This window comes from Williamsia sp. CHRR-6, assembly GCF_018474015.1.
In the GTDB taxonomy this organism is placed as follows: domain Bacteria; phylum Actinomycetota; class Actinomycetes; order Mycobacteriales; family Mycobacteriaceae; genus Williamsia_A.
On sequence record NZ_JAHCSG010000002.1, the window covers coordinates 601,977 to 627,610 of the forward strand.

Below are 25,634 nucleotides of genomic sequence, written 5' to 3' on the forward strand. Positions count from 1 at the left end.
AAGGCCGCACGGCCGAAACGCCGCGGCTGCGCAGGCGTGCGAGGTGATGGACTAGTTTTGGAGGCCAGGGCGCAGGCCGAGGGCAGCCGATTTCGGGAGTGATGTCAGCAGATGACCAGGATCGTGATCATCGGCGGGGGACCGGCGGGCTATGAGGCCGCCCTCGTCGCTGCGGCGTACGGCGCGGACGTGACCGTGGTGGACTCCGACGGCATCGGCGGTGCGTGTGTGCTGTGGGACTGTGTTCCCTCGAAGACGTTCATAGCCTCCAGCGGTATTCGCACCGAGGTACGGCGGGCGGCGGATCTGGGCATCGACCTCGACTACCACGACGCCAAAGTCGAGCTACCGCAGATCCATCAGCGCGTGCGCGACCTGGCGCACGCGCAGTCGGCGGACATCCGATCCCGGTTGGCCAGCGAAGGTGTGCGACTGGTGGCCGGATACGGCCGCCTGGCCGACCCGGCGCCGGGCATGTCCACCCATCGCGTGATCGCACGTCCCGTGGATGCCGACGACGAGTCCGCCGAGCAACACTTCGACGCCGACGTGGTCCTGATCGCGACCGGCGCATCGCCCCGCGTGCTGCCCAGCGCCCAACCCGACGGCGAACGCATTCTCACCTGGCGACAGCTCTACGACCTTGAAACGCTCCCCGAGCACCTGGTCGTCGTGGGTTCGGGCGTGACCGGCGCCGAGTTCGTACACGCCTACACCGAGCTGGGTGTGCAGGTGACGTTGGTCTCCAGCCGCGATCGGGTGCTGCCCGGCGAAGACGAGGATGCCGCTCTGGTGCTGGAGGAGGTGCTGGCCGAGCGTGGTGTGACCCTGATCAAACATGCTCGTGCCGAGGCGGTTTCGCGCACCGACGGCGGCGTGGAGGTAACCCTGGCCGATGGGGCCGTGGTCGCCGGCTCGCACGTGTTGATGACGGTGGGATCGGTACCCAACACGACATCTCTCGGTCTGGACAAGGTCGGCCTCGAAACCGACCGCGGCGGGTACATCAACGTCGACCGCGTCTCACGGACGCCCGCTCCCGGTGTGTATGCGGCCGGTGACTGCACCGGACTGCTCCCGCTGGCGTCGGTGGCCGCCATGCAGGGCCGAATCGCGATGTATCACGCGCTGGGCGAGGGTGTCTCACCGATCAAGCTCAAGACGGTGGCCTCGGCGATCTTCACCCGGCCCGAGATCGCCACGGTTGGGGTCAGTCAGCAGGCGATCGACGACGGTGAATATCCCGCCCGCACAGTCATGTTGCCGTTGGCGACCAACCCGCGGGCCAAGATGAGCGGCCTGCGCCGGGGTTTCGTCAAGATCTTCTGCCGTCCGGCCACCGGCGTGGTGATCGGTGGGGTGGTGGTGGCGCCCAACGCCTCCGAGCTGATCCTGCCCATCGCGCTGGCCGTACAGAACAAGCTGCCCGTCAACGACCTGGCGCAGACGTTCTCGGTGTACCCGTCGCTGTCGGGGTCGGTGACCGAGGCGGCGCGCCAACTGATCCGCCACGACGACCTGGACTGATCGCGTCCAATATCTGGGATCTCACTTTCATTTAGTGGGACCAGGCCTTAATCTCGGAGCTGGGTACGACCCGTCCATCTGGCGACCACACACATCGCTGATCACCCCGTCTCATCGAGGTCACTGCGATGTCCACCGTCATCGGCGATTCGTTCGCCTCCGCCGAGCTGCGTGCCGTCCCCGGGTCGGCAATCCGAGAGTTGTTGTCGCTGACCGAACGTCGGGGAGTGCTGAGCCTGGCCGGCGGGTTACCGGCCACCGAGTTGATCCCCACCCAACGGATCGCCGCCGCCATCGACCACCGGCTGGCCGACCCGGCCAGCATGCAGTACGGCCCCAGTGCCGGGACGCGGTCGGCGCGTGAGGCGATCGCGGCTGCGGACGGGCTGTCGTCCGCGCACCAGGTCCTGCTCACCCATGGCTCCCAGCAGGCGCTGTTCCTGCTGGCCCACGCCCTGCTGGACCCAGCAGACCTGGTGTTCGTCGACGACCCGGCCTACATCGGTGCACTGCAGGTCTTCGCCGGGGTGCGAGCCCGCGTCGAGGCGCTGCCCATCACCGCGACCGGACTCGACACCGACCTGTTGGCCCAACGCCTGGCCGACGGAGCGCGACCGCGCCTGGTCCACACGGTGAGTTCGTTCCACAACCCGGCAGCGGTGTGTCTCGACGAAGCCAGGCGGGTTCGATTGGCCGCGTTGGCAGACCGATACGGTTTCTGGATCGTCGACGACAACCCCTATGGCCGAGTGAGGTTTGCCGGCGTCGAGCCGACGCCGCTACACGTCCTGAGCGACCGGGTACTGAGTCTGGGCAGTGCGTCCAAGGTGCTCGCGCCGGCGTTGCGGGTCGGCTGGGTGTCCGGCCCGCCGGAGGTGATCGATGCCGTGGAGCGCTATCGACAGTCGGTGGACCTGTGCGGTTCGACCCTCGCGCATGCCGTGGTGGGCGAGCTGATGTCTGACGAGGTGTGGTGGACCGCGCACCTGGCCCAGCTGGTCGACGCCTACAGTCGTCGCTGCGGCGCCCTGATCGATTCTTTGACAACACATCTGGGCGAGCGCGCACTGTTCGCCGCACCGCAGGGCGGCATGTTCTGCTGGGTGCGCGTCCCCGGGGTGAACACCACCGCGCTGCTGGGCGAAGCAGTGGCGGGCGGGGTTGCCTACGTTCCCGGTTCGGCGTTCGCGGTGTCGATGGACGCCGCGGACTGCATGCGTCTGAGCTTCGCGACCCTCGACGAGTCGACCCTCGATGTCGCGGTGGCTCGGTTGGCCGCGGTGGTCGCCCACGCAGCTTCGTGATGAACCCGTCGGTGTTGCCTGATCGCGTCGCTACCCGCGGGTAACGTGGGCGAGGTATGCGACGCGAGGAAGTGACCCACGATGACCACTGGTGATCAGGCCCCATCGACAGCAGGCGGCGCGACGCCGACCCGGCGACCCGTGCAGCCACTGCGTGAGGTGCCTCGTCCGGGTGAGGGCGATCGGAACCAGGAATTCGATCCCGACCGTCGCGCTGACCTGGGACCCGGCTACCGCGACAACGCCTGGCAGCGTCTACGCGACGAGCAGTTCGATGTCGTGGTCATCGGGGGTGGCGTGGTGGGAGCCGGGGCTGCCCTCGACGCGGCCACCCGGGGCTTGCGCGTGGCGCTGGTCGAGGCACGTGACATCGCCTCGGGCACCTCGAGTCGATCGTCGAAGATGTTCCACGGCGGACTGCGATACCTCGAGCAGCTCGAGTTCGGCCTGGTGCGCGAGGCGCTACGCGAACGTGAGTTGTCGCTGCGAGTGTTGGCCCCGCATCTGGTCAAGCCGCTGCCGTTCCTCTATCCGTTGACCCACCGCTTCTTCGAACGGCCTTACGTGGCGGCCGGGTTGTTCCTCTACGACTCGCTGGGCGGATCGAGAAGTGTTCCTGGGCAACGTCATGTCACCCGATCCGGTGCGTTGCGGGCGGCGCCGTCGTTGAAGCGTTCGGCGCTCACCGGCGGCATCCGCTATCACGACACCGTGGTTGACGACGCTCGCCACAGCTTGACCGTGGCTCGCACCGCAGCCCATTACGGCGCCGTGGTCCGAACCTCCACCCAGGTGATCTCCTTCGTCAAGGAGGCCGATCGGGTGGCCGGGGTGCGGGTGCGTGACACCGAGACCGGCGCCGAGATCGCCATCCGGTCGCATTGCGTGATCAACGCGGCCGGTGTGTGGACCGACGAGGTGCAGGCGTTGTCCAAGGAGCGCGGACGGTTTCGCGTTCGGGCGTCCAAGGGCGTGCACATCGTGGTGCCTCGCGACCGGATCGTCAGCGAGACCGCGATCATCCTGCGCACGCCCACCTCGGTGCTGTTCGTCATCCCGTGGGAGACCCATTGGATCATCGGGACCACCGACACCGACTGGAACCTCGATCTCGCCCACCCCGCCGCGACCCGCGCCGACATCGACTACATCCTCACCCGGGTCAACGACGTGCTGGTGACACCGCTGACCCACGACGACATCGAGGGCGTGTACGCCGGGCTGCGTCCGCTGCTGGCCGGTGAGAGCGATGAGACGTCCAAGCTGTCCCGTGAACACGCCGTCGCCGTGCCCGCGCCGGGACTGGTGTCGATCGCCGGTGGCAAGTACACGACCTACCGGGTGATGGCTGCCGATGCGGTGGACGCATGTGCCGACTACATCCCCACGCGGGTGGCCGACTCGATCACCGCCCAGGTGCCGCTGATCGGCGCCGACGGCTACTACGCCCTGGTGAACCAGTGCGATCACCTCGGGCAGCGATTCGGGTTGCACCCGTACCGGATTCGACGATTGCTCAACAGGTTCGGATCGTTGATCGACGACGTGTTGGCTCTGGCCGACGATGACCCCGGCCTGTTGCAGCCGCTGGCCGCGGCTCCGCAGTATCTGCGGGTGGAGGTGGTCTACGCCGCCGCCCACGAGGCCGCGCTGCATCTGGAGGATGTGCTCTCACGGCGCACGCGGATCTCCATCGAATATCCGCACCGGGGTGTGGACTGCGCCCGAGAGGTGGCCGAGCTGATGGCGTCGGTGCTCGGGTGGTCGGCACAGCAGGTGGAGGCCGAGATCGCCACCTACACCGCGCGGGTCGAGGCGGAGGTGGCCAGTCAGCGCCAGCCAGACGATGATTCGGCCGATGCGTTGCGGGCGGCCGCACCGGAGTCGCGTCCGCAGATTCTCGAGCCGGTCCCCATTCCCGAATAGTGCTGCCCCGGAAACCAACCCGTGTCGAGGCCTCGACACGGGTCAGGTCTGACACCGGCGGCAGCGGTAGAGCACGCGATCCTCGGAGCCCCGGGCTCGGGCGGCGTCTTCGCCGAGGAACTCGCGGGTGATGGGGGTGCGACAGCGGCGACAGGGCCGCCCGCCACGTCCGTACACCCAATAGCGTTGCGCGAATGTGGGATTGCCGGTGGTCGATCGGGTGCGATCACGATTGGCCAGCAACATCCGCTGGCACAGGTCCACGATGGCGTCGAGATCCACCTCGCCCACCGGGGTGTGCGGGTCGACACCGCGCAGGAAACACGACTCGCAGCGGTACACGTTGCCCACCCCGGCCATCAGGTGTTGATCGAGTAGGGCCAGCCCGATCGGTCGGCTCGGGTCGCGAGCGAGGTTGGCCACGGCGAGATCTCGGTCGAAGTCCGGTGACAGCAAGTCCGGACCCAGATAGGCCAGCGCCTCATCGGGGTGACGCAACATCTCGCAGATGCCCATGTCGAAGCCCACCGCCTCGTGGGTGTCGGTGCGCAACACGATGCGGGCGGTGAACGCCGGCTTGCGCCAGCGGGTCCCGATGGGGTGCACCACCCACGCGCCCTCCATCTTGAGATGGGTGTGGATGGCCCAGTCGTCACCCACGTCGATCAGGTGATGTTTGCCGATCGAGCGGACCGATTCCACGGTGCGCCCCACCAGGTCGACCGTGGCGTAGCGCGGTACGCGGAACTGGCTGTAGGCGAGCGGTTTTCCGGCGAACGCTGCGCGCACGCGGGCCGCAGCCTGGTAGACGGTGTCTCCCTCGGGCATCAGCGCACCGCGTGACGCATCCGGATGCCACGCGGAGTGGCGGTGAACCCGGATTCGGTCAGAGCACGGGCGAGGTCGGTGCCGAATACGGGTTCGGCGTCCACCTTCTCGATCTGCAGTCGGCTCACCCGACCCGAGCGCACCGCCTCGGCCAATGCGGTGGCGGCGGCCGCCAGATCGTCGGCGTCGGCTGCCCAGGTGAGGACGGTTTTGCCGCCCCGTTCGACGAACATCGACAGGCGCCCGTCCACCAACACCACCAGCGCTCCGGGCTTGCGGCCCGGGCGGTGGCCGTCGGATTCGGGCCAACCCAGTGCCGCACCGTAGGGATTGGCCGGGTCTGTGGCCGCCAACACCACCCCGACGGGGGACACCTCGGTCGACGAGTCCTCGGTGGTGGGATCGGAGGCGTGCTCGCGGAGCCGGTCCACCGTGCCGGTGGCGGCGAACTGTGCCCCACCCAAGCCGTCGACATAGTAGCCGCGTCGCACCTTGCCGCTGTCCTCGAAGGTGCTCAGTGCCTTGTAGATTCGCGAGAACCCCCCGTCGACGCCTTCGTTGACCACCGAGCCCTTGGTCACCACCCCGTAGCGTTCGAGGAGCTGTTCACACAGGGCGTGGGTGGCCACGGTGGGGTCGTCGATGCGACGATCCAGCGCACACCATCGTCCGCCGACTGTCGGCGGGGTCTGACGCAGCGCCAGTTGGTTGGTGGTGAGGTAGCTGGTGGACAACCGGTGCGCGCGCAGGCGCGGGGCACGTCCGCGGCTACGGTGCGCGGGGGTGCCGCGCGGGCCGGTGCTCGACGGTCGCGGGTTGAGCAGCGCCCGAACCGGTCCGAACGTGTCGTTGCCGATGTGGCCTGCCCACACCAGGTCCCACAGTGCTCGCTCGATGTCGGCGTCCCCCACGACCGGCGCACCGGTCGACGCACCGTCCGAGGCGCCGGAATCGGCGGTGGGGGCGAGGGCCGATGCGAGCTGGCGGAACTGGAACGCCCCTCCGCCACCGAGCTGCTCGATGAGGCGTCGGTGGAGATCGGTGAGATCGATCTCGGTGGATTCGGGCAGTGTGAAGGGTGCCAGGTCGCTGGGATGCAGGCTGATCCACCCATCGGCGGTGCCCAGCCGACCGTGCCCGGCCCACACCACCTCGCCTGCGGCCAGCAACTCGTCGAGCATCCCCGGCTGGTAGTCGCGAACGCGGCTGGGCAGGATCAGCGATTCCCAGGCCGACGCGGGGGCCGGCACCCCGGCCAGCTGATCGATCGCGGCTGCCACCCCGTCCACGCCCCGCAGGGCGGCCTTGGGTTGCACGCCGATGTGGTTCCAGGTCAACAGGAATCGGGCGAAGGCGTCGGTGGACACTGGAGCGATCTCGGCGCGAGAGGCTGCGAGCGATCCCCGCCGGAGCGTGGCCAGCACCTCGGTGTTGCACCATTGCTCTGCCTGGGCACCTGAGCCGGCCGGTTCGGGCCGAAAGTCACCCTCGATGACCCGGCGCTCGCGGGCCAGCCGCATCAGGGTGTCGCGGACCACGGCCACACCGACGCCGAGCGACTCGGCGGCTTGGGCCACGGTGAACGGCCCGTGGGTGCGGGTGTAGCGGTTGATGATGTCACCGAGCGGGTCGGCGACAGGCTCGGTGAACACCGCGGGAACGCCCATCGGGGTGGGGACGCCGAGGGCGTCACGCAGCCGGGCGGTGTCCTCGATGGCCGCCCATCGCAGCGCACCCGCATGATGTATCGCGATCACGCGGTTGGTGACCTGTAGGTGTGCCAGATGCTCGGCGATGACCGCACGCGTCGAATCCGTCTGCGCCACAGCGTCATCAGTATCGCTCGCGGTGAATCGGTCGGCGATCTCAGGTTCGGTCAGCGGCCCCAGCCAGCGCAGCAGATCGGCGATGCCCTCGGCGTCGCGCGCGCGACGCTCCGGATGCGTGCGCTGCAACTTGGCCTCCACGTCGGCGATGACCGCGGGATCGAGCAGTTCCCGCAGATCGACCCGACCCAGCAACTGCGCCAACAGGGCGGTGTCCAACGACAGTGCGGCGGCTCGTCGTTCGGCCAGCGGCGCGTCGTCGGCGTACATGAACGCCCCGGCGTAGCCGAACAGCAACGATGCGGCCATCGGTGACGGGGCCGTGGTCTCGATCTCCACGATGCGAATCCGACGAGTGTCGATCTCGCGCAACAGATTGATCAGCGAGGGCAGGTCGTAGACGTCCTGCAGACACTCGCGCAGCGTCTCGAGGATGATCGGGAACTGCGGGAACTTGGCCGCGACCGCCAGCAGCGATGCGCTGCGTTGCCGTTGCTGCCACAGCGGAGCCCGGCGACCGGGATTGCGGCGTGGCAACAGCAGCGCGCGGGCCGCGCATTCACGAAACCGGCTGGCGAACAACGCTGATCCGCCCAGTTCGTCGGTGATGATCTGTTCGACCTCATCGGCGTCGACGGTGAACAGCGCGGCACCGGGCGGATCGTTCTCGGTGTCGGGGAGCCGCACGATGATGCCGTCGTCAGCGGCGGTCACCACCCCCTCCAGACCGAGACGATCCCGTAGGCGTGCACTGATGGCTCCGGCCCACGGTGCGTGTACCCGCAGTCCGTAGGGGGAGTGCAGCACCACGCGCCAGTCGCCCAGTTCGTCGCGGAACCGTTCGATGACCAGGGTCTTGTCGGTGGGCAGATGGCCGGTGGCGCTGCGTTGTTCGGCGATCAGGGTCAGCAGGTTGTCGCGCGCATAGGTGGTCAGGCCCAGTTCGTTCATCCGGGCGTCGAGGTCGACGGGGATGACGACGTCGCCGGGGTCGGCGCCGGTGGGCTCGGTGCCGGTGGGCAACGCCGCACCCAGCTCGCCGACGAACGCACCGATGGCAGCGCCGAGTTCACTGGGGCGGCCCACCGAGTCGCCGATCCAGAACGGCAGGCGCCCAGGCGATCCGAACGCCGGTGACACCAGCACCCGGTCGTGGGTGATCTCCTCGATCCGCCAGCTCGACGCGCCCAGGGCGAAGATGTCGCCGACGCGTGACTCGTAGACCATCTCCTCGTCCAGTTCGCCGACCCGCGTTCCCTTCTCGCCGACCATGAACACGCCGAACAGGCCACGGTCGGGGATGGAACCGCCACTGGTGACGGCCAGTCGCTGCGCACCAGGACGCCCGGTGATGGTGCCTGCGTCGCGATCCCACACCACGCGCGGACGCAACTCGGCGAACTCGTCGGAGGGATAGCGGCCCGACAGTAGATCCAGCGTCGCCTCGTACGCCGAGCGTGGCAGTGTCGCATACGGTTTCGCGCGGCGGACGGTGGCAAACCAGTCCTCCACGTCGAGGGTGTCCACCGCCGCGGCCGCCACCGTGTGTTGGGCCAGGATGTCGAGTGGGTTGGCCGGAACAGTGATCTCCTCGATCAACCCGGCGCGCATCCGCGACACCGCCACCGTCGAGTGGATCAGGTCGGTGCGGTGCTTGGGGAAAACCACCCCCCGGCTGATCTCACCCACCTGGTGCCCGGCGCGGCCGATGCGTTGCAGACCGCTGGCCACCGATGGGGGAGTCTCCACCTGGATCACCAGATCGACTGCTCCCATGTCGATCCCGAGCTCCAACGAGCTGGTGGCCACCACGCACTTGAGGCGCCCAGCCTTGAGGTCGTCCTCGATGAGCGCGCGTTGTTCCTTGCTGACCGACCCGTGGTGGGCTCGGGCCAGTAGTGGGTGTGCGCCGGCGCTGGCGCCACTGCCCATCACATACGCCGGCGCGCCGCCGGGAACGGCCGGGTTCGCCTGGTCGTCGAGGTCGATTCCGTGGCGCTGGGCGTGGATCTCGTTCAGTCGTGCGGTGAGTCGCTCGGACAGGCGCCGCGAGTTGGTGAAGACGATGGTCGATCGGTTGGCTTCGACCAGGTCGACGATCCCGTTCTCCACGAACGGCCACAGCGATCCCGCCGTCGGTGCGGTCTCGTCGTCGAACTCTCCGACGCCCTCGGGGGCGGGGATGTTGGCCATGTCGGGCACCGGCACGTCGACCGACAACTCGAAGGTCTTCGCCGCGGGCGGCGCCACCACGGTGCACGGCGCCGATCCGGCCAGGAACTGCGCCACCCGCTCGGCGGGACGAACGGTGGCCGACAACCCGATTCGCTGCGCCGGGCTCGACAACAGGTTGTCGAGCCGTTCCAACGACAGCGCCAGGTGGGTGCCACGTTTGGTGGTGGCCACCGCATGCACCTCGTCGACGATGACGGTGTGCACGTCGGTCAGGGTGTCGCGCGCCGAGGAGGTGAGCATCAGGAACAGTGACTCCGGGGTGGTGATCAAGATGTCGGGTGGAGTCTTGAGCAACTGACGTCGGATGGCCGGTGGTGTGTCGCCGGACCGCACCCCGACGGTGATGTCGGGGACGGGTTCACCCAATGCCGCCGCCGAGCGCATCAGCCCGGCCAGCGGCGCGCGCAGGTTGCGTTCGACATCGACGGCAAGCGCCTTGAGTGGCGAGATGTAGAGGACCGAGGTGCCGCGTGCGGGTGCTGCCGGTGCCCGGCGGCCTCGCCCCGCGGGTGTCGGGGCAGGTGCGGTGGATGTGTCGTCGGCGGCACGCTCGCGGGCCAGGCGGTCGAGCGCCCACAGGAACGCCGAGAGGGTCTTGCCCGAACCGGTCGGCGCCACCACCAGCGTGTTCGCGCCGGCCGAGATCGATTCCCAGGCGCCGACCTGCGCGGCGGTGGCGTCGGGGAACGCTCCGGTGAACCAATCGCGAGTCGACGCACTGAACCGGGCGAGCACGTCGGCGGCCGCGGTCGAGGTCATGCCTCCATGATCCACGACCCCCCGAGGGCGGTGGTGGGGGCTACCGCACCACGATCGAGGTCGTGCAGCTGGTGACGGTCCTGGTGAATCCCTCAGCGCGCAGGGTGAAGGTCATCTCGATGGTGCCGGCCTGCGTGAAAACGTTGGGGCTCATCTCGATCTCGGCAGATTGCCCGGTGACGTCGAACCCGCCGTAATACGTCTCCGCAAGCACGCCGTCGGCTTTGTTGACGCCTGCGACCTTCGGGTGCAGCTGGTAGCCGGTGGTGGTCTGTGGATTGCCGGTGAAAAGGGAGCGCACTGCACCTGGTTCGGCCTGGTAGAAATGCACAGATCCGTAGCCGCGGGCGAACGGGGAGGGGTCGTTCGGGTTGGTCCACAGCACGTTGCATCCACCGAGATACGTTCCGGGTCCTCCGGTTTCGGCGGTGGCAGTGGTCGGCGCGATGAGTCCGACGACCGCGGCCACGGTGCAGCCAGCGGCGGCGGCGGTGGCGGCGATTCGAGTGCGAGCAGTCATGGGTGAGGCTCCTTGTCGAAGGGGGTCTGGATCGGTAGGGCGAGCGTAACACGAGGTGGTACCGAGTAGTACCAGACAGGTCTTCACCCTACGGCCGCAGGGGTGGTGACCTGGACAACGCCATCCTCGAGTGGCACTCTGAGTTCGAACCTGAAACAGAGTTCAGTTTTGGGCACAGCCGACGCCGGTGGAGGAGAGTCATGTTCGAGTGGTCCGAAGAAGACCTGATGGTGCGCGATGCCATACGCGGGTTTATCGACAAGGAGGTGCGCCCGCACATCGACGAGTTGGAGAGCGGAGCGCTGCCGCCCTACGACATCATCCGGAAGATGTTCGCCGCCTTTGGGATTGCCGACATGCAGCGCGATGCCCTGGAGAAGGAGCTGGCGGCCGAGGCCGAAGGAGCCGAACGCGCGGGGCGCAGTGAATCGTCGAGTTTTGCCGACTCGGCCATGCTGCTGCTCAACACCGAACTGGCTGGGGTGAGCCTGGGGCTCGTCGCTTCACTCGGTGTCAGCCTGGGACTGACTGCTGCCACCATCCGGGCCAAAGGCACGCTGGCGCAGAAGAAGCGGTGGCTGCCCGAGCTGGTGACCATGGAGAAGGTGGGGTCGTGGGCCATCACCGAACCCGACTCCGGATCGGACGCCTTCGGCGGGATGAAGACCTCGGTGCGCCGCGACGGCAGTGACTACATCCTCAACGGCAACAAGACCTTCATCACCAACGGTCCCTACGCCGACACCATCGTGCTGTTCGCCAAACTCGACGAGCAGGACGGCACCCCTCCACGCGACCGAAAGGTGCTCACCTTCGTCCTCGACAAGGGGATGGACGGGCTGACCCAGGGCAAGCCGTTCAAGAAGATGGGCATGATGTCCTCGCCCACCGGTGAGCTGTTCTTCGACAATGTGCGGGTGAGTGCCGACCGGCTGCTGGGCGAGACCGAAGACCTCGGTGACGACAAGCGCGGAAGTGCCGGGGCCAAAGCAGGTTTCGTGGCCGAGCGGGTGGGCATCGCGGCGCTGTCGCTGGGCATCATCAACGAATGTCTGCGGCTGAGCGTCGACTACGCCAAGAAGCGCACCCTGTGGGGCAAGAACATCGCTCAGTTCCAGCTCATCCAGCTCAAACTCGCCGAGATGGAGGTGGCCCGCCTCAACGTGCAGAACATGGTGTTCAGCGCGGTGGAACGCAGCCGCGCCGGCAAGCAGATGAGCCTGGCCGAGGCCTCGGCGATGAAGCTGTACTCATCGCGTGCGGCGACCGAGGTGGCGATGGAGGCAGTGCAGCTCTTCGGAGGTAACGGCTACATGGCCGAGTATCGGGTGGAGCAGCTGGCGCGTGACGCCAAGTCGTTGATGATCTACGCCGGCAGCAACGAGATCCAGGTGACCCACGTGGCCAAGGGGCTGCTGGCCGACTGATCGATCCCGACTCAGACCATCGGTCCCAGTCGATCGGTCCCAGACAACGACACGGCCCACCGAGGATCTCGGTGGGCCGTGTCGTAGGTGGTGAGGTCAGGCGCCGATCGCGCGTCCCATTTGCGGCCAGGACAGGTGCAGCTCGTCCTCCCAGTAGTTCCAGGAGTGGGTGCCCACCGGCGGGAAGTGGAACTTCGCCGGGATCTTCAACTCGGCCAGTCGGCTCTGTAGTCGATGTGCGCAGAAGTTGGTGGCGGCTTCGATGGGCCCGCCCAGCAGGATCTGCTCGCCGAAGGTGGTGCCGAAGCGGACCTTGTCGGGGGAGTCATACGGTCCGGGGAGCCCGCTTCCGTTGGACACATAGATGCTCAGCCCGCGCAGCTTGGCCGCGGACACGATCGCGTCATTGGCCTTCCACAGCGGACCGTCATACGGGCCCCACATGTTGGTGGGGTCGGCGCCGCCACGTCCGTTGACGACCAGCTTGATGTAGGTCTGCCCGTCGAAGGCCGACGAGGCGACGCATCCGCTGTAAGAGCCGACGGCCTTGAAGCGCCCAGGGTTGTCCATGGCCAGGTTGAACACAGAGGTGGCCGACGACGAGATGCCCGCGATCGCGTTGCTGCCGGAAGCGCCCAGGGCCTTGTCGATGATCTCGGGCAGTTCTTTGCCCAGGAAGGTCGACCACTTCACCTTGCCGAGGACCTTGTCGTCCTTGATCCAGTCGGTGTAGTAAGTCCAGGCACCGGAGTTGGGGACCACGACGTTGACGTTCTTCTTGGCGAAGAACGACACGATGTCGGTGTTGCGCTGCCAGGTGGCCGAGTCCTCGCCTCCACCGGCTCCGTTGAGCAGGTAGAGGGTGGGCCGCGGTTTGCTGCGGTCGGCCGGCAGCAGCACGGTCAGCGGGATGACCTTGTCCATCGCCGCCGAACGCACAGTGATGTTCAGTTCCTGACCGCTGACCGCGGACACGCTCTCCAACGACGAACCGTCGCTGGACTTCACGCCGACACTCGGCAGTGCCGGCGCCGCAGTGGCTACGGTTGTGGGCACGAGTGCGATGGATGCGATGGCCGCGATGCTGCTGGCGGCGATGACGGCGCGGCGGGTGTGAAGCCGGATCCTCAAAATGAAAAGCCTCTCTGGCAATTGCGGCACGGAACCTTCCCCGCGCTCATCAGACATCTGATCGTAGGTCATCACCACACGCGCGGAGGTCCGGAATGCCAGTGATGGCAGTTCAGGGCGACATCGTTCACCAATTGTTATCCGTTGCCGGGCAATGAATTCGGACATTTCCTACGCGCAGATCGGAATTGTTGTGGCCCATCTCAGTCGCGGTGGGACGAATTCCAGAGGCGTGTGTCGAAGTCCACATCGGTGAATTCGGGCATCGGCAGTTCCAACGCGGACCGCGCGAAACGGACAACTGCCGCGGCACCCGCGTGGGCGGCCGCGCCGGAGTCGGCCACATCAGGACGGGTGAAGACCAGGAGTTGCGCCGATGCCGGGGGATCGTTGGATGCGACGACGGTGATCAGCGCGAACAGTTCACCCGTCGTCGGCTGGCAGGCCGCCCACGTGAAGCGCCGCTCGTGCGCCCAGCCTGCGGCGGCAGCGTCGATGACCTCAACGGGCGAGGCGCCCAACGCCATGGTCGCCAACGCGGGCACGTCGGACACCCGGTCATCGGCGCGCAGTGCACGCAGATACCAGGCTCCGGCGTTGATCTCGATGGGGTCCACGACGGACCTGAGGGCTACTTGATCTCGAGCAAGACGGTGCCCTGGGTGACCGGGGTACCGGGCTCGACCGTCAGGCCGGTGACGGTGCCGTCCTTGTGGGCGGTCACCGGGTTCTCCATCTTCATGGCCTCGAGCACCACGACCAGGTCGCCGGCGGACACGGTCTGTCCCTCTTCGACCGCGACCTTGACCACGGTGCCCTGCATGGGGGCCGCGATCGCGTCACCGGACACCGCGACACCGCCGCCCTTGGCGCGGGTACGGGCCTTGGGCTTCTTGCGCACAGCGCCGGCGCCGCCGCCGTTGCCGCCACCGGACAACGCCAGGTCACCGGGCAGCGACACCTCGACCCGTCGGCCCCCGACCTCGACGACCACGGTCTGTCGGGGAGTCGATTCGTCGTCGTCGATGGACCCACCGCCGGTGTATGGCTCGATCGGGTTGTCCCAGTCGGTCTCGATCCATTTGGTGTAGATGTCGAACCCGTTGCCGTCGCCGACGAAGGCCGGGTTGGACACGATGTGGCGGTGGAAGGGCAGCACGGTGGCCAGGCCTTCGACCTCGAATTCGGCCAGCGCCCGCCGCGAGCGCTCCAGCGCCTGCTCGCGGGTTTCGCCGGTGACGATCAGCTTGGCCAGCATCGAGTCGAACTGCCCGCCGATGACGTCGCCGGCCACCACACCCGAGTCGACCCGCACGCCAGGGCCGGTGGGTTCCTTGTAGACGGTGATGGGGCCGGGTGCGGGCAGGAAGCCGCGCCCGGCGTCCTCGCCGTTGATCCGGAACTCGAACGAATGTCCCCGCGGGGTGGGGTCCTCGGTGATCTCCAGCGGCAGACCGGCGGCGATGCGGAACTGCTGGCGGACCAGGTCGATGCCTGCGGTCTCCTCGGTGACGGGGTGTTCGACCTGCAGGCGGGTGTTCACCTCGAGGAACGACACGAGGCCGTCGGAGCCGACGAGGAACTCCACGGTGCCCGCGCCGTAGTAGCCGGCCTCCCGGCAGATGGCCTTGGCCGAGGAATGGATCTTCTCGCGCTGCTCGGGCGTGAGGAACGGTGCGGGCGCCTCCTCCACCAGCTTCTGGAAGCGGCGCTGCAGGGAGCAGTCGCGGGTGCCTGCGACGACGACGTTGCCGTGCTGGTCGGCGATGACCTGGGCCTCGACGTGGCGCGCCTTGTCCAGGTAGCGCTCCACGAAGCACTCGCCGCGGCCGAAGGCCGAGATGGCCTCGCGGGTGGCGGAGTCGAACAGCTCGGGGATCTCCTCGATGGTGTAAGCGACCTTCATGCCACGGCCACCGCCACCGAAGGCGGCCTTGATCGCCACCGGGACACCGTGTTCCTGGGCGAAGGCGATCACCTCGTCGGCGCCGGCGACCGGGTCCTTGGTTCCCGGGGCCATCGGCGCATCGGCTTTGAGCGCGATGTGGCGCGCGGTGACCTTGTCGCCGAGATCGCGGATGGACTGCGGCGAGGGGCCGATCCAGGTGATGCCCGCGTCGATGACGGCCTGGGCGAAGTCGGCGTTCTCCGACAGGAACCCGTATCCGGGGTGGATGGCGTCGGCACCGGACTTGGCGGCCGCGTCGAGGATCTTGTCGAACACCAGGTACGACTCGGCCGAGGTCTGACCACCGAGGGCGAACGCCTCGTCGGCGAGCTTGACGAACTGCGCGCCGGCATCGGGTTCGGCGTAGACGGCCACGCTGCTCAGGCCTGCGTCCCGGGCGGCACGGATCACTCGGACGGCGATCTCACCTCGGTTGGCCACGAGAACCTTGCTGATCACCGGGCTGGCATGACTGGGCACTTGTTCTCCTGTTGCGGTGTGCGCGCCACTACTGGGTCGCTGGTGGCTACTGCTCGTCGGGAAGCTGTCGCAGAGCACCCTAACCCACCGAGCGATTGATCGGTTGGGGTGGTCGCTGGTCGAGGATTCTTCGCAGCGTCTGGGCGAACGCGGGCAGGAAATCGGCCACCTGGGTATGCAGCCCACCCTGCGCGGGGAAGCGCGCGGACAGTCGCAACCCCGAGGAGACCCGGTTGACCCAGATGAACACCTCGTCGTCGGAATAGCTGTGGCTGCGTAGCACCCGGGCGCCCCCGGCGTCGGCGTCGGCGGCGTTGGGCGTGGTGCGTGCATCGATGAACGACACCACGAACTTGGGGTCGCTGTAGGCGCCGAGGACCTCGGCGACCCGCAGCACCGGCAGGTCCGCGGCGACCTTGGTGCGCCGCATCTCGCCGGTGGCTCGCAGCACCAGGTCGGGGAAGCTGTCGTTGTCCGACACCGCGATCGTGACCGGCGCATTGCCGACAAACCATCCCAGCGCGCCCAGCCAGACCGCTTCGCGTCTGGTGTGACGGGTTGTCAGACAACAGAACTCGCCACCTCCCAGCTCATGGTAGGTGAGCGCGAGCGCGGCCAGCACCCCGGCGAACAGGTTGCCGCCTGCCTCGGTGCACGTGACGGTGAACCGGTCGGCGTCGGCGTCGTCGAGCAGGGCCATGTTGACCGACGACTGCGCCGGACCGTCGGGATCGGTCTGTGCGGGCACCGAAGGCATCGGTGTCATCGGCGTGGGCACCGTCGGTGAATCATCGGACAGCGAGAACGTTGGGAGGCGATAGTCGTTGTTGGACAGGAACTCTCGCCATGACTGCACGGCCGGGTGATCGGTGTCGGCGGCATCGGCGCGCAACCGTTCCTGGGCGCTGAAGTCAACGTAGCTGCCGGTGGGGGGCAGGGCCGGATCGATCCGGGCCCGCGCGGCACGGTACAGCTCCACCAGCTCGTACTGCCCCAGAATCAGGGAGTATCCATCGAGCAACGAGTGATCGCCGGCGAAGAGCAGGGTGAAGGACCGTTCGCGGGCAACGGTGGCGAACAGGTACGCCGGCCACTGGATGGGTGCGGTGGCCCGGTCGAAGGCGCCTGCGAGCTGATCGAGCAGCGGCGCCGCCTCGGAGTACCAACCGATCCGCGCCATCTTCAGGTGCACGGTGCCCGGCGGGGTGCTCAGTCGTTGCAGCCCGGAGTGTTTGACGATGACGTGACTACGCAGCACCTCGTGGCGGTCGATCCAACCGGTCAGCGCCGATCGGATGGCCGGCACCGACATCGGTTCGTCGAACTCGATCGCCAGCCCCAACCACGATTCGCGGCCGCCTTCGCGGCGGGTGCGCCAGCGATACTCCAGCGCTGAGCGCAGATGCATCTCGTGGTTGTGCGAGGTGGGTCGGGGATCAGTGATCCACTCGGCGAAACCGCCCGCCGACGACGGCACCCACTCCACCAACCCGCCCGGCTCGACCGGTTGATCCATCATCTGGATGAACTTCATCGGCGTGCCGGAGGGGTCAGCGACCGGGGGTCGCGTCGGCGCCCGGCTGCGGCAGCCGGCCTTTGATCCGGGCCAACATCCCGGCCATGCCGCGCAGCCGCAACGGGCTCACCACCGACTCCAGTCCCAGTGCGGTGTAGAAGTCGTCGGGCACAGCGGCGATGTCGGCCGCGGCGGCGCCGTCGAGACCCTGGTGCAGGATCGAGGCAAACCCTCGTGTGGTAGGTGCCTCGCGCGGCGCGCTGAAGAACAGTCGGACCGCCGACGGATCATGTGCATCGACCGAGAGGAACACCGGCGACTGGCATTCGGGCACCGGTTCCATCGCCTCGGTCTGCATGGACTCCGGTAGGTCGGGCAGGTCGGCGGAGAACTCCAGCAGCAGCTGCACCCGGTCGGATTCCGACAGGGCGGCGAAGTCGTCGACGATCTCGGCGAGCGGCGGTGGCAGCGTCACAGCGCGCCGGGCTCGTCGCCCACCGCGATCGGTGCGCGGACCGTGTTGCCCCACTCGGTCCAGGAGCCGTCGTAGTTGCGCACATGCGAGAACCCCAGCAGGTGGGTGAGCACGAACCAGGTGTGGGCCGAACGTTCGCCGATACGGCAGTAGGCGATGGTGGGAGTGGCGGGGTCGAGGTCGGCGTAGATGGCATCCAGCTCGGCCCGGCTGCGAAAGCGCCCGTCGGGGGCAGCGGCCTTCGCCCACGGGATCGACAACGCGGTGGGGATGTGTCCGCCGCGCAACGCACCCTCCTGCGGGTACTCGGGCATGTGCGTGCGCTCACCCGAATACTCTTGCGGCGAGCGCACATCCACCAACGGCTGCGTACCGATCGCCGTGCGGACCTCGTCGGCGAACGCGCGGATGAGGGTGTCGTCGCGTTCGACCACCGGATAGTCCGAGCGCGCGAACGCGGGTACGTCGAAGCTGGTCTCGCGGTCCTCGGCGAACCATGCCTGGCGGCCGCCGTCGAGCAGTCGCACGTCGGCGTGGCCGAAGAGGGTGAACACCCACATCGCGTACGCGGCCCACCAATTGTTCTTGTCGCCGTAGACGACGATCGTGTCCTCGCGTGAGATGCCTTTGCTGCGCATCAACTCGGCGAAAGCAGCACCGTCGATGTAGTCCCGGGTGACCGGATCGTTGAGGTGCAGGTGCCAGTCGATCTTCTGGGCCTGCGGGATGTGGCCGATGTCGTAGAGCAAGACGTCCTCGTCGGACTCGACGATCTTGAGTCCCGGGGTCCCGATGTTGGCGCTCAGCCACTCCGTGCTCACCAGCCGCTCGGGATGGGCGAAGGCGGCGAAGCCGGGGTGGGGATCGGTGGGGACGGTCACGGCGGGGCTCCGAGTCGTTGCAGGTGCGGGTGCTTGCCAACACTAGTGCGCCAGTGGGACGCGACACACCCGCGGGACGCATGATCGGCGCCTCGTGCCGTCGGTGCAGCTGATCAGCGTCCGATCAGGTCGAGCAGCCGCGCCCGCACCGCCGTCACATACCCCGCGATGGTGGCCGAGGCGACCGGGTTGTCCGGGTATCGGACACGCAAGGCCAAGCCACTGTCGGTCCGTGACACCCAGAACTGCGCGTCGTCGGCGGTGGTGACGTTGGAGACGTGGGTCGCATTCGTGGCGGCCTGTTCGTCACTGCCGGGCAGGCGCCGATAGTCGACGTAGCTGACCATGAAGATGTCGTTGCGTTGCAGGTTCAATCCGCCGATGGCCTCGACCACCCGGCCGAGGTTCACCTCGCCGAGGGATATCGCATCGCGCAGCGCCGGGCCCACGATGTGCATCGTCTCGACCAGAGTGGGCTCGAGGTCGATCACCATCGGCGCGTTGGTGGTGAACCACCCCAGGGCGTCGGCGTGGCGGCGCGATCGGCGGGTGTGCATCGGGAACAGCATCGACACCCGGCGCGGCCCGCCCTGGTCGTGCACGGCGTGGGCCATGGCGGACAGCACGCCGGCGAACACACTGGCACCCGATGCGCGACAGTGTGTTTCCACCGACGCCAGGGCGTCGGCATCCACAAGAGTGTCAAGCAGTACCGCCTGTGGGTGTCGCTCCGACGGACCGACCCCGAGGTCGAGGGGAAAGGTCGGTGGGATGTTGTGCCGCTCGGTGAAGAACTCGACCCAGCGACCCAGCGTGGGACAGTTCGGATCGGCCGCACGCGTCTCGTCGTGCTGCTCGGCGCAGAACTCCAGGAAGCTGCCGGTGGGGGGTAGGTCGGCGCCTGCATAGCTGCCGGGTTCAGCACGGAATCCGGCGTACAGGGCGGTCATGTCGGCCACCACGATCGCGATCGAGTAGGCGTCGACGTGGATGTGGTCGAACCCGCAGATGATCGTCGAACGCTCGGGCCGATCGATCGCGGCCACCACGTAACTCGGTGTCCCGAAGGGATCGCAGCGCTCGTCGAGAGTCGTCCACAGCGTGTCACGGAGCTCGTCGGTGTCGTGGAAGTAGTCGACATCTACTGTGCGGTAGGTGAATTGGTCTGGATCGCGCAACGTGCGACGAGCCACCTGGCCCGCGTGTGGCTCGAACGAGCTGTGCAGGGTGGGATGGCGCCGTACGAGCGCGGCGTATGCGGCTTCGAGGGCTTTGCGATCGACGCCACCGGTGACGTCGAAGGAGGCGGCCAGCCACGTGTGGGGCGCACCCGGTGCCGAGGCGGCCGCGAGATGGAACTGCTGGTTGAACGACGGTGGGATCGCCGACTCGACGGGTGCGGCCCCCGATGGGTCGAGTTCACAGACCACGAGGGCACCCGGCGCGGGCGACCATCGATCGATGGTGGTCACGTGCATGGCTGAGCCTGGTGTCCACGCGCTGTGCCGGTGAAGCTGATCTCGGCGATCGTGTCGAAGTCGACGTCGGTGATGCGGTGGTCACCGGTGTCGACGATGTCGCGCAACACCGCGACCATGCGCGTGAAGTAGCGTGCGATCACACTGTTGGCGACCGGGGTGTCGGGCGTCTGCGAACCCGCGTAGAGCCCGTCGCTCTCGCGGGTGACCCACAGCGATGCGTTGCTGGTGCGGCCTTCGCCGGTGAACTGCATCCCGTTGTCGTAGGCGGGGCTACCGTTGGCCGGGAACTGGCGGAAATCTATGTAGGACACCATGTTCGGGGACCGGAAGATCTCACTCGGCGCGACCCCGGCCTCGAGCAGGCCGGCGAAGATCAGCTCCGGTGAGACCGACGCCAGCCGCCGGGCTCGCCGGTATCCCTGGTGGGCGTGCGACAGACACTCCAGGAAGGTGGCCGTCTCGCCGATCTCGAACGCGACCGTGGCGAAGTGACAGAACCACCCTTGCGAGAGCATGAAGTTCCCGGTCGAGCGGCTGCTGACGACGTTGATGCCGAAGTAGCTTCTGCGCCCGGCGATCTCGCGGTCGAGAGTGGCCAACAGTGCGTACAACGCGCTGGGAACCTTGAATCCCGCTGCGGTGACGAGTGATTCGAAGGCATTGGCCTCGGCGTCGTCGAGCAACCGTTGGCGAACGCCGAACCACGGAGCGGTCTCGCCCGGGGCCAGTCCGAGGTCGAGCGCAAAGCGTGGCATCCCGCCGCCGTTGGCCAGGTAGATCTCGATCAGCTCGGCGACATCGGGTGAGCTGGTCGAGAGCGTAGCGGTCTCAGCCCGTTCGATACGGGCGTAGTCGATGAAGCTGTCGGTCGGGTGAGCGGTGTAGGGCGACAGCGGCAGTCCCTGACTCTCGGCCAGATAGAACTCGTGGATCTCGTTGAGTGCGAACGTCTGTGAGACCCCATCGCTGATCGCATGATCGATCCCGAGGAACATCGTGAACTGGTCACCGTGGTCGACGAACCCGAACGCGAATCCAGGCCACCGCAGAGCATTAGCCTGTGCGCTGTAGAGGTTGGTGAAGAACTCTTGGTGCGTTCCGCGCCAACCGGTCGCGTCGAGAACGATCTCGGCGTCGTGGTCGACCGTCCCGATCCCGTGGGCCTCGAAAGCGACTGCGTCACCGGGTATCCGATGCCGGACGATACGAGCCCCGTCCACGGTGAACCGGGTGCGCAGGCCGCCGTGCCGGTCGACGAACCGGGCCAGCGCCCGGCACATGGCCGCGGCATCGACCGCTCCGTCGACGATCGTGAAGGCTCCCAGGTAGGCGGTGTGCACGCGGCCTTCGGCCGCCGCGGCCGCCGACGAGCGGAGATGGTTTTCCTGCAGGACCGATCCCGGCTCGTCGTCGGCTACTGCCACTGCTGCCGCAGCAGCGGCAGCCGCGGTGGGCCGAAGCTCGATCAGCCTGCCCGGCAGGAGATCCCAGACCGCCAACGCTTCGATCCTCACCGCACCGCTCCCTGGATCGCAGCCATGTCGACGTCGCCGACGGCGGGTGTTGCCACCGTGGCGAACTCGTGCAGTACGGCGATCACCTGGCGTATGAAGTCGTGCACGGCGCTGGTGGCGACATGATTGCTGGGGAAGCGGGCCGACAGAGTCAACCCGGTCGCGTCTCGGCCGATCCAGAAGTAGACCTCGTCGTCGGAGGTCGCGTGGCTGCGCAGCGTTTGCGCGCGCCACTCGCTCCAGTCGGCCATACCTGGGGTGAAGCGGCAGTCCAGATAGGACATCACGAACCTCGGCCGATATGTGCCGCCGAGATGTTCTGCGATACGCAGAACGTGGATCTCGCGTAGATCCTTGCTCGCATGGATACTCGCGGCCGCCGCTGACATCGCGGCAGCATGGCCTGCGGGGGTTGAGATGTCGATGTCACGCAGGTCCACCTCGATCGGTGCGATACCGATGAACCATCCCATCGACAACGCGAGATCGGGTTGATCCCGGGTGTGCATGGGCATCGCGAACCGAAGGTGATCAGCGCCGGTCATCCGAGCCGAGGCGATCGCCATGGCGGCAACGATCCCGGTCTGCATCGAGTGTCCGAGTTGTCGACACGCGGTCGCGATCTGGGCGACCTGATCGGGGCCGATCATCTGAAAGCCCAACCCGCTCTGATGTTCTGCTGTGGCCTGAGTGGGACTGCCGGTGGGCAGTGGGAAGGCGGGAAAGTCGCCGCCGCAGCGGTCGAAGAACTCGGCCCAGCGATGTACGGCCCGATGCTCGGCGTCGACGGAGTCCGATGCTGCCCGGTCGAGATCACTGAGATCGATGTGGCTGCCCGCCGGTGCCAGGCCGTGGTCGATGCCGGTGAATCGACAGCGGTAGAGGTGCTCGAGCTCGGCGATGGTGGTGAGCAGCGAGTAGGCGTCCATCACGGAGTGGTCGGCTGCGAAGACCAAGGTGAAGTGTTCATCGCCGGGCTCCACAGAGCCCGCGATGGTCACCACGCGACAGTGCGGCCACACGTGCGGGTTGAGCACCGAGTCGAACGTGCTCACGAGTTGTTGGTGAATCCCTCTGGTATCCACCATGATCGAGGTCTCCGACGGTGCCCAGCTGACGGCGTCGGCGTCGGCCGTACGGCGTTCGACGAGCCCATGGGTTCGACGCACCGTCGTCCGTAGGACCTCGTGACGAACCGCCCAGTCGGTGAGCGCGCCACGCAGGGCGCTCTCGTCCAGCCGTAGTCCGATACGTAACACCCCACCGAGCCACGAAGCGTTTCCGTCGAGATAGTGCTCGTGTGGAGCCGTGATCCGACGGTTATCGGAGACAAAGGCTTCGGGACGTGCGACCGGCATCCATTCGGTGACATGACCGGAAGGAAGTGGGTAGTCGGCAAGTTCGGTGAACAGCATTCGATGACCCCCGAAAAGAGTTCTGGTGGTGGCGATCCTGATGGCCGACGCATCTTCGGGTCGGATCGTCATCGGGCTCGTTGCGAGTCTTCACCATAAGTAATGACTGGGAGAAAGTTACGACAGATCGACGTGTTCCACATCACTAGAGTGCCTGTAAAACAATGTGATCGCGACGTTGCGAGAGTGTTTCTGAAATCTCCCCACGCAGCTCAGGGTGGCTGCGTTGATCCCAGCGCGAAACTCAAGATGCCGTTTTGACCCCGTTAACCAGTGTCTTTATGACTCAAATCATTCTTGTAGCAATCACGTTCCGTGACTATTTCTAGCGCGTTACTTCGCAGCTTGATTGCGGTTTCAGCCACTTCGGGATGTGGTGAACACCCCGCCGCCCGGAACCGCCGACCCGGTGGTTTTTCCTTCCGTGCGTCGGCTGTGGCGATCGGCGGTACGTCGTTGGGGCATACTGTCGGCACGCCGAGTCGTCGAATCTCGAGGACACCAGGCGTTTTCACGCAGACCCCTCGACGAAGCGGTTGGTCTCACTCAATCTCTGCTGCGGCGGTGGTTTCGCGCTGCAGGAGCACCCGAAGGGTTGAACGGATGGCGTACGGGAACCAGCTCGCGATATCGACGCGCATGCTGACGAAACGATACGGGGACTTCACCGCCGTCGACGGGGTCGACCTCGACGTATCCGCGGGCACGGTGTTCGCGGTCTTGGGTCCCAACGGCGCGGGCAAGACCACCACGGTGCGCATGCTCGCGACCCTCGTGGCGCCGACGTCGGGCCATGCCAGTGTGTTCGGATTCGACGTCGTCGCAGACGCGGTGGCGGTCCGATCGCTGATCGGCCTCACCGGGCAGTACGCGTCGGTGGACGAGGACATGACCGCAGCTGAGAATCTCATGCTGTTCTCGCGTCTGATCGGCCTGTCGCGCAGGCAATCGCGGGCCCGCGCCGACGACCTGCTCGAGTCGTTCGCTCTTGCCGACGTGGCGGACCGGCAGATCAAGACTTTCTCCGGCGGCATGCGTCGACGCCTCGATCTCGCGGCCAGCATGATCGCCGCGCCGCCGCTGCTGTTCCTCGACGAGCCGACCACCGGGCTCGATCCCCGCACCCGCCAACAGATGTGGAGCACGGTGCGAACCCTCGTAGCCGAAGGCACCACCGTTTTGCTCACCACGCAATACCTCGAGGAGGCTGATCAACTCGCCGATCGCATCGCGGTGATCGACCACGGTCGACTGGTCGCTGAGGGGACCGCGGACAGTCTGAAGGATGCGGTGGGCACCTCGACGCTCGAGGTGACCGTCGGGGTGGCCGATGCGGTGATGGCCGGAAGGATTCTCGGCCATCTCAGTCCCGGAACCGTGACTGTCGGTGTCGACGGAATCGTGAACGTCGCCCTCACCGACACCGCAGCTGTGGGCCCGATGCTGGTGGCGTTGGCCGACCACGGCATCGTCACCACCTCGGTCGCCGTTGCCAAGCCCACCCTCGACGATGTCTTCTTCGCCATCACCGATCAGACCGGACGCACATCGATGGCGGCCGGCGCCATCCGTCAGGAGCATGCCGCATGAGCGTTGTCACCTCCGATTCCGTTGTCACCCACACAGTCTCGCGGGGCCGCCATGCGCTGCCCGAGCGGGTCGAGTTCCCGGTGGTCCGCCGGATCACCATCGGTCGCGCCGTCGCGCAATCGTTCACGATGGCCGGGCGTGGGATGGTGAAGCTCAAACACAGTCCGCACAGCTTGTTCGACGTGATCATCTTGCCGATCGTGGCGGTGGTCTTGTTCTCTTCTCTGCTGGGCGGGGCCATCGCGGGCAGTGTCAGCAACTATCTGCCGCTGCTGGTTCCCGGCGTCCTCGTCCAGGTGGCGCTCACCGCATCGGTGACCACCGGTGTGCAACTGTGTGAGGACGTCAACAAGGGGGTGTTCGACCGCTTCACGTCGTTGCCGATCGCTCGGATCGCTCCGCTGGCGGGCTCGCTCATCTCTGATGTGCTGCGCTACGCGGTGGCCACCTCGGTGACGATGGGTGTGGGGATCGTGCTGGGTTTCAAGGTCAGTGGTGTTGTGCCCGCTGTGATCTCGTGCGTGCTGGTGATCACGGTCGGCTTTGCGATGAGCTGGATTTTCGCGCTGATGGGGGTGCTGATGGGCAAGCCGTCCTCGGTGCAGGCCATCGCGACGCTGCTCCTGATGCCGCTGACGATGATGTCCAACGCGCTGGTTCCCACCGCCACCATGCCCAGCTGGATGTCGGCGGTCGCCGAGGTGAACCCGGTGTCGCACCTGGTGTCTGCGGTGCGTCAGATGGTCAACGACGGGGTCTACAGCGGCGAGATCCTGTGGTCGCTGGCCAGTGCCGCGGTGATCCTGGCCGTCTTCGCGCCGCTGACCCTGCGGGTCTACATGCGGCGGTGA

The 25,634-nt window shown here is 67.0% G+C and carries 18 protein-coding genes; 6 read left to right on the forward strand and 12 right to left on the reverse strand.

Annotated elements, in window-relative coordinates:
- Positions 1-111 precede the first annotated feature (111 nt).
- From KIK15_RS08725 to glpD, 3 genes are all read left to right on the forward strand, one after another.
- The gene (locus KIK15_RS08725; protein WP_214243772.1) at positions 112-1,527 is read left to right on the forward strand and encodes an NAD(P)H-quinone dehydrogenase; all 1,416 of its coding nucleotides are present in this window, start codon (positions 112-114) and stop codon (positions 1,525-1,527) included.
- Positions 1,528-1,655: 128 nt separating this feature from the next.
- Positions 1,656-2,831, forward strand: a complete 1,176-nt coding sequence (locus tag KIK15_RS08730; protein ID WP_214243773.1) for a PLP-dependent aminotransferase family protein — start codon at positions 1,656-1,658, stop codon at positions 2,829-2,831.
- An 81-nt stretch (positions 2,832-2,912) separates the two neighbouring features.
- On the forward strand, positions 2,913-4,757 hold the full coding sequence (gene glpD, locus KIK15_RS08735) for a glycerol-3-phosphate dehydrogenase (RefSeq protein ID WP_214243774.1): 1,845 nt from the start codon (positions 2,913-2,915) through the stop codon (positions 4,755-4,757).
- A 42-nt stretch (positions 4,758-4,799) separates the two neighbouring features.
- Here the strand turns inward: glpD and KIK15_RS08740 are convergent, their stop codons facing one another.
- Genes KIK15_RS08740 through KIK15_RS08750 form a run of 3 tightly spaced genes read right to left on the reverse strand, consistent with a single transcriptional unit; the run spans position 4,800 to position 10,925 of the window.
- Positions 4,800-5,585 (reverse strand): DNA-formamidopyrimidine glycosylase family protein, encoded by a 786-nt coding sequence (locus tag KIK15_RS08740; protein ID WP_214243775.1) that lies wholly within the window; start codon positions 5,583-5,585, stop codon positions 4,800-4,802.
- Complete coding sequence (locus tag KIK15_RS08745; protein WP_214243776.1) at positions 5,585-10,405, reverse strand: ATP-dependent helicase; 4,821 nt, start codon at positions 10,403-10,405, stop codon at positions 5,585-5,587. Before KIK15_RS08745 ends, KIK15_RS08740 begins: the two co-directional genes overlap by 1 nt.
- 40 nt (positions 10,406-10,445) lie before the next feature.
- Entirely contained in the window at positions 10,446-10,925 is a 480-nt protein-coding gene (locus tag KIK15_RS08750; RefSeq protein ID WP_214243777.1) for a hypothetical protein, read from the reverse strand.
- Positions 10,926-11,125: 200 nt separating this feature from the next.
- On the opposite strand from KIK15_RS08750, the gene KIK15_RS08755 reads away from it, so the two are divergent.
- Complete coding sequence (locus tag KIK15_RS08755; protein ID WP_214243778.1) at positions 11,126-12,352, forward strand: acyl-CoA dehydrogenase family protein; 1,227 nt, start codon at positions 11,126-11,128, stop codon at positions 12,350-12,352.
- A 96-nt stretch (positions 12,353-12,448) separates the two neighbouring features.
- Here the strand turns inward: KIK15_RS08755 and KIK15_RS08760 are convergent, their stop codons facing one another.
- The 9 genes from KIK15_RS08760 to KIK15_RS08800 form a co-directional block, all read right to left on the reverse strand.
- Positions 12,449-13,483, reverse strand: coding sequence for an alpha/beta hydrolase family protein (locus KIK15_RS08760; RefSeq protein ID WP_250324299.1), 1,035 nt, complete (start codon positions 13,481-13,483; stop codon positions 12,449-12,451).
- Between the two features lie 203 nt (positions 13,484-13,686).
- Positions 13,687-14,100 carry a hypothetical protein gene (locus KIK15_RS08765; RefSeq protein WP_214243779.1) on the reverse strand — a complete coding sequence of 138 codons (414 nt, stop codon included), beginning with the start codon at positions 14,098-14,100 and terminating at the stop codon, positions 13,687-13,689.
- A 14-nt stretch (positions 14,101-14,114) separates the two neighbouring features.
- Positions 14,115-15,911 (reverse strand): acetyl/propionyl/methylcrotonyl-CoA carboxylase subunit alpha, encoded by a 1,797-nt coding sequence (locus KIK15_RS08770; protein WP_214243780.1) that lies wholly within the window; start codon positions 15,909-15,911, stop codon positions 14,115-14,117.
- A gap of 79 nt (positions 15,912-15,990) precedes the next feature.
- Positions 15,991-17,445, reverse strand: coding sequence for a condensation domain-containing protein (locus KIK15_RS08775; RefSeq protein WP_214243781.1), 1,455 nt, complete (start codon positions 17,443-17,445; stop codon positions 15,991-15,993).
- Positions 17,446-17,461: 16 nt separating this feature from the next.
- Positions 17,462-17,902 carry a SufE family protein gene (locus tag KIK15_RS08780; RefSeq protein ID WP_214243782.1) on the reverse strand — a complete coding sequence of 147 codons (441 nt, stop codon included), beginning with the start codon at positions 17,900-17,902 and terminating at the stop codon, positions 17,462-17,464.
- A complete protein-coding gene (locus KIK15_RS08785; RefSeq protein ID WP_214243783.1) occupies positions 17,899-18,783 on the reverse strand; it encodes a sulfurtransferase in 885 nt (294 codons plus the stop codon). Before KIK15_RS08785 ends, KIK15_RS08780 begins: the two co-directional genes overlap by 4 nt.
- Before the next feature lie 113 nt (positions 18,784-18,896).
- Positions 18,897-20,261 carry a condensation domain-containing protein gene (locus KIK15_RS08790; RefSeq protein ID WP_250324300.1) on the reverse strand — a complete coding sequence of 455 codons (1,365 nt, stop codon included), beginning with the start codon at positions 20,259-20,261 and terminating at the stop codon, positions 18,897-18,899.
- On the reverse strand, positions 20,252-21,778 hold the full coding sequence (locus KIK15_RS08795; RefSeq protein ID WP_214243785.1) for a condensation domain-containing protein: 1,527 nt from the start codon (positions 21,776-21,778) through the stop codon (positions 20,252-20,254). Before KIK15_RS08795 ends, KIK15_RS08790 begins: the two co-directional genes overlap by 10 nt.
- On the reverse strand, positions 21,775-23,265 hold the full coding sequence (locus KIK15_RS08800; protein ID WP_214243786.1) for a condensation domain-containing protein: 1,491 nt from the start codon (positions 23,263-23,265) through the stop codon (positions 21,775-21,777). Before KIK15_RS08800 ends, KIK15_RS08795 begins: the two co-directional genes overlap by 4 nt.
- A 531-nt stretch (positions 23,266-23,796) precedes the next feature.
- On the opposite strand from KIK15_RS08800, the gene KIK15_RS08805 reads away from it, so the two are divergent.
- Entirely contained in the window at positions 23,797-24,783 is a 987-nt protein-coding gene (locus KIK15_RS08805) for an ATP-binding cassette domain-containing protein (protein WP_214243787.1), read from the forward strand.
- Complete coding sequence (locus KIK15_RS08810; RefSeq protein ID WP_250324302.1) at positions 24,780-25,634, forward strand: ABC transporter permease; 855 nt, start codon at positions 24,780-24,782, stop codon at positions 25,632-25,634. The genes KIK15_RS08805 and KIK15_RS08810 overlap by 4 nt, the downstream gene beginning before the upstream one ends.

Excerpts from the sequence above, each read along its gene's own strand:
- KIK15_RS08725 (WP_214243772.1), top strand. The coding sequence starts at position 112 with ATGACCAGGATCGTGATCATCGGCGGGGGACCGGCGGGCTATGAGGCC.
- KIK15_RS08730 (WP_214243773.1), top strand. The coding sequence starts at position 1,656 with ATGTCCACCGTCATCGGCGATTCGTTCGCCTCCGCCGAGCTGCGTGCC.
- glpD (WP_214243774.1), top strand. The coding sequence starts at position 2,913 with ATGACCACTGGTGATCAGGCCCCATCGACAGCAGGCGGCGCGACGCCG.
- KIK15_RS08740 (WP_214243775.1), bottom strand. The coding sequence starts at position 5,585 with ATGCCCGAGGGAGACACCGTCTACCAGGCTGCGGCCCGCGTGCGCGCA.
- KIK15_RS08745 (WP_214243776.1), bottom strand. The coding sequence starts at position 10,405 with ATGACCTCGACCGCGGCCGCCGACGTGCTCGCCCGGTTCAGTGCGTCG.
- KIK15_RS08750 (WP_214243777.1), bottom strand. The coding sequence starts at position 10,925 with ATGACTGCTCGCACTCGAATCGCCGCCACCGCCGCCGCCGCTGGCTGC.
- KIK15_RS08755 (WP_214243778.1), top strand. The coding sequence starts at position 11,126 with ATGTTCGAGTGGTCCGAAGAAGACCTGATGGTGCGCGATGCCATACGC.
- KIK15_RS08775 (WP_214243781.1), bottom strand. The coding sequence starts at position 17,445 with ATGAAGTTCATCCAGATGATGGATCAACCGGTCGAGCCGGGCGGGTTG.
- KIK15_RS08790 (WP_250324300.1), bottom strand. The coding sequence starts at position 20,261 with ATGCACGTGACCACCATCGATCGATGGTCGCCCGCGCCGGGTGCCCTC.
- KIK15_RS08800 (WP_214243786.1), bottom strand. The coding sequence starts at position 23,265 with ATGACGATCCGACCCGAAGATGCGTCGGCCATCAGGATCGCCACCACC.
- KIK15_RS08805 (WP_214243787.1), top strand. The coding sequence starts at position 23,797 with ATGGCGTACGGGAACCAGCTCGCGATATCGACGCGCATGCTGACGAAA.
- KIK15_RS08810 (WP_250324302.1), top strand. The coding sequence starts at position 24,780 with ATGAGCGTTGTCACCTCCGATTCCGTTGTCACCCACACAGTCTCGCGG.